Origin of the sequence: Micromonospora sp. MP36 (assembly GCF_008119785.1) — a bacterium.
GTDB lineage: Bacteria > Actinomycetota > Actinomycetes > Mycobacteriales > Micromonosporaceae > Micromonospora.
In genome coordinates this window covers 201,750-214,909 of the sequence record NZ_VSFA01000001.1, presented here as the reverse complement: position 1 = coordinate 214,909, position 13,160 = coordinate 201,750, and the positions used below count along the sequence as shown (strand labels likewise).

Sequence of the window (13,160 nt, the reverse complement as noted above, 5' to 3'; positions counted from 1 at the left end):
GTCGATGACCCTGCGCGTGACCGGCAAGGTGGTGACCCCGACCGGCGTGATCCGGCAGGGCTGCGTCGAGATCGTGGGTGACCGGGTCCGGGCCGTCGCCGAATACCCGTCGGTGCGCGACGGGCACTGGATCGTGCCGGGCTTCGTGGACATGCACACCCACGGCGGGGGCGGGCACACCTTCACCACCGGCGACGCCGGTTCGGCCCGCGAGGCGGCCGCGTTCCACCTGCGGCACGGCACCACCACCCTGCTGGCCAGCCTGGTCAGCTCCCCGTACGAGCTGATGCGACAGGCCACCGCCGCGTACCGGCCGCTGGTCGAGTCCGGCGTGCTGGCCGGGGTCCACTTCGAAGGGCCGTACCTGTCGGCGGACCGCTGCGGCGCGCAGAACCCCGAGTTCCTCCGCGACCCGTCGACCGACGAGCTGACCGAGCTGATCGAGCTGGGCGGCGGCGCGGTCCGGATGGTCACCCTGGCCCCGGAGCGGGACGGCGCGCTGGAGGCGATCAAGCTGCTCGTCTCGCGCGGCGTGGTGGCCGCGGTCGGGCACACCGACGCCACCTGGGAGCAGACCCGGGCGGCCGTGGCGGCCGGCGCGAGCGTCGGGACGCACCTGTTCAACGGGATGCGCCCGGTGCACCACCGGGAGCCCGGACCGGTGGTCGCCCTGCTCGACGCGCCGAACGTGGTCTGCGAGCTGGTCGCCGACGGTGTACACCTGCACGACGGCATGCTCGCCTTCGCCACCTCGGCGGCCGGGCCGGAGCGGGCCGCCCTGATCACCGACGCGATGGCCGCCGCCGGCATGCCCGACGGCGAGTACGAGCTGGGCGGCCAGGCGGTCACCGTGTCCGGCGGGGTGGCCCGGCTGAGCCGGGACGGCGCCATCGCCGGCAGCACCCTGACCATGGACGCCGCCCTGCGGCACGCCGTCGCGGCGGGCGTCGCCGTGCCGGACGCCTGCCGCATGGTCGCCACCACCCCGGCTAGGGCGATCGGCCTGGGTGACCAGGTCGGGGCACTCCAGCCCGGGCTCCGGGCCGACCTCATCGTGCTCGACGACGACTTCAACGTGGTCCGCGTGATGCGCGGCGGCTCCTGGGTGGAGTGACGCTGCGGGCTGCGGGCTGCGGGCTGCGGGCTGCGGGCTGCGCCTTGCGGCGCCGCGGGCAGCTGCAGCTCGTCGATGCCCTACGAACTTGATGACGTAGATGGATCGCCCGGGTCGCGGCGAGCGGCGGCTCCGGCGGCGGGACGCCTGAGTCGTTTACGACATCAAGTTTGTAGGCGACCACCAACCACCCGTCGGCGCGGCGCCACGCCGGGCGAAGCGGGCACTACGCCGTCGGCGAAGGGGGCACCGTGCCGCCGTGCGAAACAGGGCCGCCGCCGCCGTGGGAAACAGGGCCGCCGCCGCGCGAAACAGGGCCGCCGCCGCCGCCGCGCGGAGCGGACGCCACATCGCCGCACGAAGCAGGCACCACGCCGCCGCACAAGCGGGGCACCACGCCGCCGGACGAGGCGGCGTCAGCCGGCGGCGGGGACCTCGACGCCGAGCACGGCCTGCTCGTCCGGGCGGTGCACCAGCACGTCGGAGAGGAACGACTGCATCGCGGGGCCCATGCCGACGTCCCGGCCGGCCCGCTCGGAGAGCAGCCACTTGTGCTCGATGATCTGGGTGAAGAGTTCCTGCGGCTCCAGCTTGCGGCGCAGGTGCGCCGGCACCGCCCGGACCACCGGCTCGAACACCTCAGTCAGCCAGCGGTGGGCCGCCTGCTGCTCGTCGGTCAGGTCGCTCTCCACCCGGTACGCGTCCAGGTCGTTGAGGAGCTTGCGGGCCTGGTTCTCCTCGGCGTCCAGGCCGGTGAGGCGGAGCAGCCGCCGCGTGTGGTAGCCGGCGTCGACCACCTTGGGCCGGACCAGGTACCGGCCGTCGTCGGCGGTGGACATGGCCACCTCGGCGACGTCGAAGCCGAGTTCGTTGAGGCGGCGGATCCGCCCTTCGATGTCGTGCCGGGCGTCCCGCTCGATTTGCTGCTCGTAGGTGATCTCGTGCCAGAGCCGCTCGTAGCGCTGCACGACCTCCTCGCAGACCACCTCCGGGTCGATCGACTCGTGCAGCAGCCCGGCGGCCTGCAGGTCCAGTGCCTCGCCGAAGATGTTGACCCGGGCGATCTCCAGGTCCTCCCCGCGCTGGCCGTTGGAGAGCGACCGGTGCAACGCCCCCGTCTCGGCGTCCACCAGGTACGCAGCGAACGCCCCGGCGTCGCGGCGGAACAGGGTGTTGGACAGCGAGCAGTCGCCCCAGAAGAAGCCGGTCAGGTGCATCCGGACCAGCAGTACCGCCAGCGCGTCGAGCAGCCGGTTCATGGTCTCCGGTCGCAGCATCCGGGAGAAGAGCGCCCGGTACGGCAGGGAGAACTGGAGGTGCCGGGTGATCAGCACCGGGTCCAGCGGCTGCCCGTCGTCGGTCTGCCGGTCCGCCACGATCGCGACCGCCTCGACCGATGGGAAGTCGATCCGCTCCAGCGCCCGGAGCAGGTCGTACTCCCGCTCGGCGACCCGCTCGCCGGTCTCCTTCACCGCGTAGACGTAGCCACCGAGTCGGACGAAGCGGACGATGTGCCGCGAGATGCCCTGCGGCAGCGCGACCAGGTGCTGGGCAGGCCACTCCTCCAGCGGGGTCGACCATGGGAGGTCGAGCAGCGCCGGGTCCACGAGGGCCGAGGTGATCCGCACGCCGACAAGTGTGACCCCTTCCCCGGTGCGGCGCTTCCCGTCGTGGGCCGGCCCACAGCCGCCGACGCCCGCACCGGCCCGGCGCCGCCGGCGGCCGGTAGCGTGGTCGCGTGCGGGAGACCACGGGAGTACGCGAGAAGCTGCGGCTCCGGCCCGTCCGGCCCGCCGGCTGGCGGTGGGACGGGCTGCTGCTCGCCGCCCTGGTGGCCCTGACGGTGGCGCTCGCCACCGGCCACCTCTTCGGGGTGGACCGGGCCGTCGTCGACTGGGCCGCGGACCACCGCCCCACCGCCGCTCGGTGGACGGCGATGATCCTGAACTTCCTGGGGCAGGGCACCCCGCTGACGCTGCTCGCGGCCGGGCTGGGCGTGCTGGTGGCGATCCGGCTGCGCTCGGTCCGCCCGGTGCTGCCCCCGGTGGCCGCGTTCGTGCTCACGACCTTCACCATCGGGCCGTTGAAGGTGTGGACCGCGCGGCCGGCGCCCAGCGCCAGCGTCAAGGAGCCGTTCCTGCCGCCCGACCAGACCCTGCCGCTGTTCCAGCACGACCTGCCGGTGCGGTTCGCCCAGTCCTACCCGTCGGGGCACGTGGCCAACGCCATCGTCTGGTACGGCATGCTCGCCCTGCTCCTGGTGCCGCTGCTGCGCACCTTCGGCCGCACCGTCCCGCCCCGGCTGGTCACCGTGCTCCGGGCGCTGCCGCCGCTCACCGTGCTCTGCACGACCACGTACCTCGGCTGGCACTGGCTGACCGACTCAGTCGCCGGGCTGCTGCTCGGCCTGCTGCTGGACCGGCTGCTGCACCGGGTGCCCTGGGACAGCCTGCCGTTACCCGGTGCGCTGCGGAACTGGGATCGGCCGTTCATCTCGGCCCCGTAGCCTGCGCCCGTGGCGGAACTGGCGCGGCGGCTGGCCGTACCCGATGCGGTGGTCATCGGTCTGGGGTCGATGCTCGGCGCGGGCGTCTTCGTGGTCTTCGCCCCGGCCACCGCGGCGGCCGGCGGCGTCGGGCTGCTGCTCGCGCTGGCCCTGGCCGGTTTCGTCGCCTTCTGCAACGCGACCAGCTCCGCGCGGCTGGCGGCCCGCTACCCGGAGTCCGGCGGCACCTACGTCTACGGGCGGGAACGGCTGAACCCGTTCGCCGGCTTCGTCGCCGGCTGGGGATTCGTGGTCGGCAAGACGGCGAGCTGCGCGGCGATGGCGCTGACCATAGGGGCGTACCTCTGGCCGGGGCGGGCGCGGCTCGTCGCGGTCCTCGCGGTGGTGGCGGTGACCACGGTGAACCTGCGCGGCATCGCCAGGACCGCGACCGCGACCCGGATCCTGGTGGGCCTCGTGCTGGCCGTGCTGACCCTGGTCGCGGTCACCGGTCTCGCCGCCGGGCACCTGGCCCCGGCCCGGATCGGTGACCTGGGCGGCAGCGGTGTCCGGGGCGTGCTGACCGCCGCCGGCCTGCTCTTCTTCGCCTTCGCCGGGTACGCCCGGATCGCCACCCTCGGCGAGGAGGTCCGCGACCCGGAGCGGACCATCCCCCGCGCGGTGCCGCTGGCCCTCGGCCTCGTGCTGGCGATCTACCTGGTGCTGGCCGTGGTGGCGCTCGGCGTGCTCGGGCCCCAGCGGCTGGCCGCCGCCACCGCGCCGCTGGCCGACGTGGTGACCGCCGCCGGCCTGCCCGACCTGGCCTGGCTGGTCCGGACCGGCGCGACCGTGGCGGTGACCGGGGTGCTGCTCTCCCTGCTCGCCGGGGTCGGTCGGACCACCCTCGCGATGGCCCGGCGCCGGGACCTGCCCGGCGTGCTGGCCGCTGTGCACCCCCGGTACCGGGTGCCGCACCGCGCCGAACTGGCCGTGGCCGCCGTGGTGGTGGTCGTGGTGGCCGTGGCCGACGTACGGGGCGCGATCGGCTTCTCCAGCTGCACGGTGCTGGTCTACTACGCGATCGCGAACGCCTCGGCGCTCACCCTGGGCCGCGACCCGGGCCGGAAGATCCCGGTGCAGCTCCTCGCCGCGCTGGGGCTGGTCGGCTGCATCGTGCTGGCGGTGAGCCTGCCGCTGTCCAGCGTGCTCGCCGGGTTCGGCGTGCTCGTCCTCGGCGCCGCCGGGTACGCCCTCCGCCACGCGCTCGGCCGCGCCTGACCGCGGTCATTCCTCCGACTGACGCGGCGCTGGCGTGCCGGGCGGCTCCGGCGGGAGCGGGGTGGTTTCCCGGAGCAGGGCGCTCAGCCCGGCGCGTCGGGCCACCACGGTCAGCCGGTCCCCCGCGTTGATCACCATCCGCGGGTCAGCGGACCACTCGGTGCGCTGCCCGGCGCGGGTGTAGGCGAGCAGGCGCACCTCGCCGGGGCGGGCCACCGCGGCGAGGGGGCGGCCGTCCAGCGGCGAGCCGGCCATGACCGGCACGTCGGTGACCAGCAGCGCGTGCCGGCCCACCGGGATGGTGGCGATCACCGCGCGGTCCAGCAGCGCCGCCGCGAACGCGGGCGCGGCCAGGTAGGACACGCTGCGGGAGATGCCGATGCCGAACGCCTGCTGGATCCGCTCGGCGAAGTCGCCGTCGAAGAGCCGCAGCACGACCCGCAGGTCGGGGTCGAGGCTGCGGGCGTTCAGCGCGGCGCGCAGGTTGGCGCCGTCGTCGGTGGAGACCACCACCAGCGCCTGGCAGGTCGCCACGGAGGCGGCTCGCAGCGTCTCCTCCTGGCCGGCGTCGCCGACGATGAGCGGCACACCGAGCCGGTGCGCGAGCGCCGCGCCCCGGGCGTCCGGATTCCGGTCGATGGCGACCACCTCGACCCCGAAGTCGTGCAGCTGGGCCATCACCCGGGTGCCGATGTTGCCCAGCCCGACCACCACCACGTGGCCGGCGCGGTCGGGTTGGATCCGCCCGTTGTGCAGGGCGAGCCGGGCGTTGACGATGCCGTCGACCACCGCGGCCGTGATCAGCGGAATCAGCGCCAGCCCGGCCAGGGTGAGGACCACCTGCATGATCTGGGCGGCGACCGGCTTGTCGACGTCCGGATCCTCCCCGCTCAACGTGTTGACCAGGGTGAGGTAGAGCGCGTCCGACCAGTTCACGCTCGCGGCGCGGGCGTTCAGCCAGCCCAGGACGGCGATCACCGCCAGCAGCACCAGCACCGCCACGCCGATCTTGCGGGTGGCGAAGCTGCGGACCGCACGGAGCAGCACGAGGAAGGGCTGCCGGCGCCGCCGGGCCCGGGCCAGCCGGCGGGCGGCCAGCTCGGTGCCGGCCGGCTGCCCGCTCGCCTCGGCCAGCACCACGTCGGCCGCCGCCTCGTCGGCGGGCAGCACCCGGATCAGCTCCGGATCGGTGGTGACGGCCAGCCCGGAGAGCACGTCCTGCGGGCGTACGTCGGCGCGGCGGGCCACGTAGAGGGTGCGTCCGGCGTGCCGGAAATGGGTGGGAGCCAGCTCGCCCAGCGCGGCCGCGACGAACGCCGGGGCGGCCATCGAGGCGTCGGAGAGCACCGCCGAGTCGGGGAAGAGCTGCTGCAGGCCATTGGCGAGGCTGGTGTTGAACATGCGTACCACCAGGCGCAGCCGGGGCTCGACCTCCTGGGCACAGAGCGCGGCGTGCATGTTGCCCACGTCGTCCTGGTGCAGCAGGGCCAGCCCGTCCGCGCCGGCCAGCCCGGCCCGGCGGAAGGCGTTCTCGTCGACCCGGTCGGACAGGACCACCTGGACGCCCTCGATGTCCCGGCCGTCCGGCCCGTCGGAGCGGCGGCGCTCGGGCACGATCAGGGTGACCCGGACCTGCCCGGTCGGCGAGTTGGTGGCGAGCAACGACCGGACCACCCAGTACGCCAGCGGGTCGGAGCCGCAGACCACGTAGTGCGGGCGGACGTCGCCGTTCATCCGCAGGCGGCCGGCGGCGCGGCGGGCGCGGTCGCGCAGGGGCTCGGCCATGCCCGGATGGTAGTCACCCGCTCGCGGTGCGCGCAGCCCCATGATCGTGAACGCATGGTGTCCCCCGGTACGGGTAGGCGGTGCGCCATGCAGACGTTCCTCCCGTACCCGGACTTCCTGGCGAGCGCCCGGGCGCTGGACCAGAAGCGGCTGGGCAAGCAGCGGGTGGAGACCATCCAGGTGCTCCGCGGGCTGACCTGGCCGGCGTACGGCTGGCGCAACCACCCCGCGGTGAAGATGTGGGCCGGGTACGAGGAGGCGCTGACCCGGTACGGGCTGGACGTGTGCGCCGTGTGGTGCGAGCCGGGGCGCGCGGACACCTGCGCGGCCACGCTGACCACGGATCTCGCCGCCGCCTGCGGCATCAGCGCCGTCCGTACCCAGGCGGAGCTGGCCGAGGCCGGGGAGCTGCCGCCCTGGCTGGGCCGGGAGGACCTGCACCGCAGCCACCGGTCGTCACTGCTGCGCAAGGATCCGGCGCACTACGGCCCCCAGTTCGCCGACGTCCCGCCCGACCTGGAATACGTCTGGCCCCCGTCGGATCGTGAGCGTCGCTGCGTGCACTGAGGGGAAGGGTGCACGCGTGGCGCTGTCGCGAGTGGTCGGTCCATTCCCGCGGTCTGCCGGCCGGCCAGGGATCGAAATGCGTTGCCCGCCTCTCCCGTGCGGCTCTACCGTGAGCGCGCAAGGTCAACCACCGCTCCGGGAGCCGTCGATGTCGCTGCCACACCGCACCACCGTGCCGTCGTGGCTGCTCAGCGTCGGTTGCCGAGCCGAAGGTCCCCGCACGGGGTGGCCCGACTGACGCGTACGCCCGTACGCGCCACAGCCGCCCCGTCGCCAGGACCGGGCGGCTTTTTGCTGCCCGCCACCGATCGTGAAGGGAGAGCCCGGTGGACGCCGTCCTCGTTGTCAACGCCGACCTCGGCCCGCTGCACCGGGTCACCGTCCAGCACGCGATCCGGATGCTCTGCCGGCGGGTCGCCGAGATCCACGAGGCCGACCCGGACCAGGTGATCGGGGTCTTCCCGGTCCCCCGGGTGGTCCGTCTCGTCCGGTACGTCGTCACCCGCTGGCGGTTCAGCGCCGGGCCGGCCTGGTCGTGGGGCGGGGTGCTGCGCCGCGACGGCCGGCGCTGCGCGTACTGCGACGCCCCGGCCAGCACGATCGACCACATCCTGCCCCGCTCGCGCGGAGGCCGGAACACCTGGAAGAACACCACCGCGGCCTGCTACGAGTGCAACCAGCGCAAGGGCGACCGGACGCCGGCCGAGGCGGGCATGCCGCTGCGGCGCGAGCCGGTGACGCCGACCTGGGCGGCGCTCGCGGGGCGGTGACGGCCGGCCGGCGGGCACAGGGGGTCGCGTCGGAGGTACGCCTCCGGCGCGGCGCCCGCCGGCCCCGGGACGTTCCCGCTCAGCCCGGTGTCACCGGCCACCACCGGAGACCGTCGTCGGAGAGGTACACGCCGTTCGCGTCGTACCAGAGGAGGAAACGAGCCGGTCGAGCCAGTGCCCGGGCATAGGCCTCGTGCACCACGTCCTGCGCCTCAGGCAGGCTGCCGGTCAGCGCGCAGAGCTGCCCCACCAACCGGCGATAGTGCGCCCGGTACGCCTCGTGCACCGCCGTCACGCCGTCCATCCGCTCCCCTTCCGACGGGTTCTCCCAACGGACCAGCGGCACGGCGGGAAGGTTGCACCCATCCTGAGGAAAGCTGATCCGGCCGGACGGATCGGTATGAACCTGCGGAGCCGGACTTGGTGCGGGCCGGCGAGCACGCGGTCGCGGCTGCCGCAGGCGGTCAGGGGCGGCCGGGTGGTGCCCAGCCGAAGCGCGGCGGTCGGCGTTCGTTGGCCGCCGCCACCCCCTCGCGGGCCTCGCCGCTCGCCCGGACCTGGCCGTGCCACCAGGCGATCCGCGCGTCGTCGGCGCGCCCGTCGATGATCTCCTTGGCCGCGGCGACGGTGAGCCGCGACCGCTCGGCGATGGCGGCGGTGACCACCGCCACCCGGGGAGCCAACCCGTCGGCCGGCAGCACCTCGTCGACCAGGCCGATCCGCAGCGCCCGCTCGGCGTCGACCAGCTCGCTGGTGAACAGCAGGTGCTTGGCGGCGGACGGGCCGACCAGCCGGGCCAGCCGCCGGGTGGTCGGGGCGGGGTAGACCAGCCCCAGCCGCGCCGGGGGTACGCCGAACCGGGCGTCCGCCGCAGCGAGCCGCAGATCGCAGGCGACGGCCAGCTGGCAGCCGCCGCCGACGCAGGCCCCTTCGACGGCGGCCACCGTTGGCTTGGCGAAGGCGGCCAGCCGTTCCTCGGCGGCCACCGCGATGCTGCCGTCCCCGGCCTCCAGCAACTCGTCCAGGTCGCCGAGGTCCGCCCCGGCGCAGAACGTGCCGTCGGCGCCGGTGAGCACCAGCGCACGCACCGCCGGGTCCGCGTCCAGGCCGTCCAGCAGCACGGGGAGCTGCCGCCACATGTCCGGGGTCATCGCGTTGCGGCGGGCCGGGTTCCGGATGGTCACGGTCGCCACCGGGCCGGTCACCGTCACGGTCAGCTCCGCGTCCGACATGTGTCCCCTTCCGCCGCCGGTCCGGCTGACCATAACGGCGCGGGCCCGACGACCACCCGCATGGGTGGCCGCCGGGCCCGCCGACGGTACGGTCAGGTCAGGAGACGTTGACCGCGGTGTCGTCGATCACGAAGGACGTCTGCAGCGAGATGTCCTCGGCGCCGGTGAACTTCAGGGTGACGGTCTGCCCGGCGTACGCGGCCAGGGAGAACGACTTCTGGCTGTAGCCGGCGGCCTTGTTCAGGTTCGAGTAGGTGGCCAGGGTGGCCAGCACCGTCCCGGACGAGTTGAGCACCTGCACCCGCAGCGTGTCGTACGCCGTGGTGGTGGTCGACTCGGAGCTGTCGATGTGCAGCCAGAAGCTGAAGTTGTACGACGAGCAGCCGGCCGGCAGGCTCACCGCCTGGGAGAGCGTGTCGGTGTGGGTGGTGCCGTAGCCGTCCAGCCAGGCGTTCCAGGTGCCGCCGTGGGTCGGCTGGCCGCTGGAGCCGTACTGGCCGATGACGCCGGAGGTGGACGACCAGACGGTGTTGCCGGACTCGAAGCCGGGGTTGCCCAGCTTCTGCCCGGCGCCGGTGCAACCACCGGTGCCGTTCACGGTCAGCTGGTAGGTCGCCGAGTGGTTCGCCGAGGTGCCGGTGCCGGTGACGTTGACCGAGTAGGTGCCCGCCGGGGTGCTCGCCGAGGTGCTGATGGTGAGGGTGGACGAGCCGCCCGAGGTCACCGAGGACGGGCTGAACGACGCCGTGGCGCCGGTCGGCAGGCCGGACGCGGAGAACGTCACGGTCTGCGCGGTGCCGCTGGTGGTGGCGGTGGACACGGTGGTGGAGACGGCGCTGCCCGGGTTGACCGAGCCGGAGGTCGGCGAGAGCGAGACGGAGAAGTCGTTGCCGGTCGACCCGCAGGGCGCGTCGTTGCCGGCCACGTTCACCGCGGTCCACGCCGCCTGGACGGTCTTGTACTCGGTGGAGCAGTTGCCGTACAGGTCCGTCGCCGCGCGCAGCGTGTACGCCCGGGCGGTGTTCGCCGGGTTGCTGGTGTTGACGTACGACGTGCTCGAGGTGAAGTACAGGTCGAGCGCCCGGTACCAGATCTTCTCCGCCTTGGCCCGGCCGATGCCGGTCACCGCCGGAGCGGAGCCGCACAGCGGCGAGGTGCCGTACGCGGTGGAGCCGGTGCCCTCGGCCAGGTTGAAGAAGAAGTGGTTGGCCGGGCCGGACGAGTAGTGCACGTCGACGTTCTTGGTCGAGGTGGACCAGCAGGTGTGCGAGGCGCCGTCCAGGCCCGGGTTGTACATGTAGCGCAGCGGAGTCCCGTTGCCGTTGATGTTGATCTTCTCGCCGACGTCGTAGTCGCCCGGGTCGCTCGGTGCGGCGGCGTAGAACTCCACCATGTTGCCGAAGATGTCGCTGGTGGCCTCGTTGAGGCCGCCCGACTCACCGGAGTAGACCAGGCCGGCGAGCGCCTCGGTGACCCCGTGGCTCATCTCGTGACCGGCCACGTCGAGCGAGACCAGCGGACGGGAGTTGCCGGAGCCGTCGCCGTAGGTCATCTGGGAGCCGTCCCAGAAGGCGTTGACGTAGTTGCTGCCGTAGTGCACCCGGCTCGGCACGCCGGTGCCGTTGCCGAAGATGCCGTTGCGGCCGTGCACGTTCTTGAAGTAGTCGAAGGTCTTCGCGGCGCCGAAGTGGGCGTCGACACCGGCCGACTGCCGGTTGGAGTTGGTGCCGTTGCCCCAGGCGTTGTCGGCGTCGGTGAAGGTGGTGCAGGTCGACGTGCCGTTGTTCATGTCGCAGGTGCGGCCGTTGCCGTGCGACGGGTCGACCATCTGGTAGGTGCTGCCGGAGAGCGTCGTGTCGATGCTGACCGAGCCGGTGTAGATGCCCTGGCCGCTGCCGACCACCGTCTCGATCTCGTCGTACGAGCCGATCACCTTGCCGGTCGTGGCGTCGGTGATGACGTGCAGCTTGGACGGCGTCTGCTTGTCCGCCTTCCAGCCGGCGGCGACGGTCTCCCAGGCCAGGCGGCCCTTGCCGGAGCTGGCGTCGACGAAGAGCTCCGGGGCGCCCACCGAGGTGAGCGTGCCGGAGAACGTCCGGCGGGCGCTCGCCGCGGCCGCGGCCGAGCTGACCTTGGCCGCGGTGCTCAGGGTGAGCGGCGCGTCCAGGCCGACGGAGGCGCCGGTCATGGTGCCGTTCGGCGCGGTGTGGATGACGAAGTCACCGCCGTAGACGCGCAGGCCGTGGTACGTCCGGGTGTAACGGGTGTGCGCCGCACCGCTCGCGTCCACCTTCGTCCGGACCGCCTGGTACGCCTCCCCGCTGGCGCCCTGGACGGCACCGGGGTTGGCGCGGAGCAGGCTGTCCGCACGAGTTGCGGCAGCGGACTCGGGGGCGGGGGCACTCGGGGTTGCCGCGTACGCCGAGGTGGTGACGCAGGTCAGCACACCGCTGGTGAGCAGAGCTGCGCTGACGGCGGCAATGGGTCTTTTCACGGGCCCTCCTGACAGGAGAAAGTTGTGACGGGGGTAGTCACTGATGTAGATATAGTGATACATCGAAGAAGATGGAAGAGGGCGAGCGCTTTCCTGCCGGCAACACTGGCCGTTCGGAGGAGGGGACGCAGGTTGAAGGAACCGGACGGCCCCGTCGTGCGTCCGACCGGCATGAGATCAGCCCGCGTCGCGGCGGTCCTCCTCGCCGTGCTTCTCGCCCCACTCGCCGGTTGCGCGCAGACCGGTGGCACCACCGCCACGGAGACCGGCCGGCCGACCGCCACGCAGCCCACCGCCACGCAGCCCGGCGCCACCGCCACGCCGGCCACCCCGGCCGCTACGGCCACCGGCACCGGCGCGCCGGGCCGCCCCGGCGTCGACGTGGTGCTGACCAAGTCCGGCGGGATCGCCGGGCTGGAGGACACCCTGACCGTGACGCCCGACGGCCACTGGACCAGGGTCGACCGGGCCGGCGCCTCCCGTACCGGCCAGCTCAGCCCCGCGGACCTGGACCGGCTGCGGCAGCTCACCGCCGATCCGCGCCTGGTCGCCGAGGGGTCCGCCACCACGACGACCACGTGCGCGGACGCCTTCACCTACCGGCTCACCGTGGGCCCGGTGACCACCGGCTACGTGGACTGCCCGCCGGAGGTCACGCCGCCCGCCGCCACCGCCGCCGTGGTCGAGCTGCTCACCGGCCTCACCGACTGACCCCGCGCCCCGCAGCAGTGGAATCGCGTAGAGACACGGAAAGAGTGGTCATCCCGGTTCGGATGGCCACTCTTTCCGTGGGCGAGGCGGCATGCGGGGACGCCCGCTAGATCAGGTAATCGGCGGGGAGGCCGGTGGCGCGCAGGTCGGGTGGCAGGTGGGCCACGTCGTTGAGGGCGAGCAGGTTCGGCGGCCCGGCCGAGCCGTAGCGGATCACGGTGAGCCCGCAGTTGTGGTGGTTCAACCCCAGCCAGCGGCGCTCCGGGGCGTCCAGCGCGTGCCGGACGAGCCAGGCGATCAGGAAGTTGTGGGTGATCACCAGCTCACGGACATCCCCCTCAGCCGGTGCCGTCGCGAACCGGGCCACGGCCTCCGCCGTCCTTCGCGGCCCGTCCGCCCGCTCGCGCTCGGTGAAGTCGGCCAGGAAGTCCGCGTACCGCTGGGGAAGGCCGGCCGGGTCGGTGTCGTGCGGCAGGTGGTCTCCGACGCTGTCCGAGACGTGCACCGGGACGCCCGGCAGCGCGGCGGCGACCAGTGCGGCGGTCTCGACCGCGCGGCGCGCCGGTCCGTGGTGGATGGCGGCGAAGGGCGTACCCCGCAGCCGGTCCGCCAGCAGGGTCGCCTGCCGCCGACCCCGCGCGGAGAGGCCGGTGTCGCCGGCCTCCTCCGTCCCGTCCTGCTCGCCGTGCCGGACAAGGTAGAGAAGTCGACTCGCCACCGCACA

At 73.6% G+C, this 13,160-nt stretch carries 12 protein-coding genes; 6 read left to right on the top strand and 6 right to left on the bottom strand.

What is annotated here, in order from left to right; genetic code table 11:
* Window positions 1-4: 4 nt before the first annotated feature.
* On the top strand, window positions 5-1,114 hold the full coding sequence (gene nagA / locus FXF52_RS00990; protein ID WP_148793206.1) for an N-acetylglucosamine-6-phosphate deacetylase: 1,110 nt from the start codon (window positions 5-7) through the stop codon (window positions 1,112-1,114).
* A gap of 416 nt (window positions 1,115-1,530) precedes the next feature.
* Here nagA and FXF52_RS00985 read toward each other — a convergent pair whose 3' ends face one another.
* A complete protein-coding gene (locus tag FXF52_RS00985; RefSeq protein ID WP_148793205.1) occupies window positions 1,531-2,742 on the bottom strand; it encodes a DUF4032 domain-containing protein in 1,212 nt (403 codons plus the stop codon).
* Between the two features lie 140 nt (window positions 2,743-2,882).
* Here FXF52_RS00985 and FXF52_RS00980 point away from each other — a divergent pair, with 140 nt between their 5' ends.
* Window positions 2,883-3,620: a phosphatase PAP2 family protein gene (locus FXF52_RS00980; protein ID WP_187413299.1), complete on the top strand. Its 738-nt coding sequence runs from the start codon at window positions 2,883-2,885 to the stop codon at window positions 3,618-3,620.
* Window positions 3,621-3,629: 9 nt separating this feature from the next.
* Window positions 3,630-4,877 carry an APC family permease gene (locus tag FXF52_RS00975; RefSeq protein ID WP_148793203.1) on the top strand — a complete coding sequence of 416 codons (1,248 nt, stop codon included), beginning with the start codon at window positions 3,630-3,632 and terminating at the stop codon, window positions 4,875-4,877.
* A 6-nt stretch (window positions 4,878-4,883) separates the two neighbouring features.
* Here FXF52_RS00975 and FXF52_RS00970 read toward each other — a convergent pair whose 3' ends face one another.
* Window positions 4,884-6,662, bottom strand: a complete 1,779-nt coding sequence (locus tag FXF52_RS00970) for an NAD-binding protein (RefSeq protein WP_187413274.1) — start codon at window positions 6,660-6,662, stop codon at window positions 4,884-4,886.
* An 87-nt stretch (window positions 6,663-6,749) separates the two neighbouring features.
* Here FXF52_RS00970 and FXF52_RS00965 point away from each other — a divergent pair, with 87 nt between their 5' ends.
* Together FXF52_RS00965 and FXF52_RS00960 are read left to right on the top strand one after the other, a co-directional pair.
* Entirely contained in the window at window positions 6,750-7,229 is a 480-nt protein-coding gene (locus FXF52_RS00965; protein WP_148793202.1) for an MSMEG_6728 family protein, read from the top strand.
* Window positions 7,230-7,555: 326 nt separating this feature from the next.
* Window positions 7,556-7,999, top strand: coding sequence for an HNH endonuclease (locus FXF52_RS00960; protein ID WP_148793201.1), 444 nt, complete (start codon window positions 7,556-7,558; stop codon window positions 7,997-7,999).
* 79 nt (window positions 8,000-8,078) lie between these two features.
* Here the strand turns inward: FXF52_RS00960 and FXF52_RS00955 are convergent, their stop codons facing one another.
* From FXF52_RS00955 to FXF52_RS00945, 3 genes are all read right to left on the bottom strand, one after another.
* On the bottom strand, window positions 8,079-8,345 hold the full coding sequence (locus FXF52_RS00955; RefSeq protein WP_148793200.1) for a hypothetical protein: 267 nt from the start codon (window positions 8,343-8,345) through the stop codon (window positions 8,079-8,081).
* A gap of 118 nt (window positions 8,346-8,463) precedes the next feature.
* On the bottom strand, window positions 8,464-9,231 hold the full coding sequence (locus FXF52_RS00950; RefSeq protein WP_148793199.1) for an enoyl-CoA hydratase/isomerase family protein: 768 nt from the start codon (window positions 9,229-9,231) through the stop codon (window positions 8,464-8,466).
* A gap of 97 nt (window positions 9,232-9,328) precedes the next feature.
* Window positions 9,329-11,725, bottom strand: coding sequence for a M4 family metallopeptidase (locus FXF52_RS00945; RefSeq protein ID WP_148793198.1), 2,397 nt, complete (start codon window positions 11,723-11,725; stop codon window positions 9,329-9,331).
* A gap of 171 nt (window positions 11,726-11,896) precedes the next feature.
* On the opposite strand from FXF52_RS00945, the gene FXF52_RS00940 reads away from it, so the two are divergent.
* On the top strand, window positions 11,897-12,436 hold the full coding sequence (locus tag FXF52_RS00940) for a hypothetical protein (protein WP_148793197.1): 540 nt from the start codon (window positions 11,897-11,899) through the stop codon (window positions 12,434-12,436).
* Window positions 12,437-12,542: 106 nt separating this feature from the next.
* Here the strand turns inward: FXF52_RS00940 and FXF52_RS00935 are convergent, their stop codons facing one another.
* Window positions 12,543-13,154 (bottom strand): histidine phosphatase family protein, encoded by a 612-nt coding sequence (locus FXF52_RS00935; protein WP_148793196.1) that lies wholly within the window; start codon window positions 13,152-13,154, stop codon window positions 12,543-12,545.
* Window positions 13,155-13,160 lie beyond the last annotated feature (6 nt).

What these genes read in the sequence shown, in the direction of transcription:
- nagA (WP_148793206.1), top strand. Translation starts at nt 5, where the DNA reads ATGACCCTGCGCGTGACCGGCAAGGTGGTGACCCCGACCGGCGTGATC.
- FXF52_RS00970 (WP_187413274.1), bottom strand. Translation starts at nt 6,662, where the DNA reads ATGGCCGAGCCCCTGCGCGACCGCGCCCGCCGCGCCGCCGGCCGCCTG.
- FXF52_RS00965 (WP_148793202.1), top strand. Translation starts at nt 6,750, where the DNA reads ATGCAGACGTTCCTCCCGTACCCGGACTTCCTGGCGAGCGCCCGGGCG.
- FXF52_RS00950 (WP_148793199.1), bottom strand. Translation starts at nt 9,231, where the DNA reads ATGTCGGACGCGGAGCTGACCGTGACGGTGACCGGCCCGGTGGCGACC.
- FXF52_RS00940 (WP_148793197.1), top strand. Translation starts at nt 11,897, where the DNA reads ATGAGATCAGCCCGCGTCGCGGCGGTCCTCCTCGCCGTGCTTCTCGCC.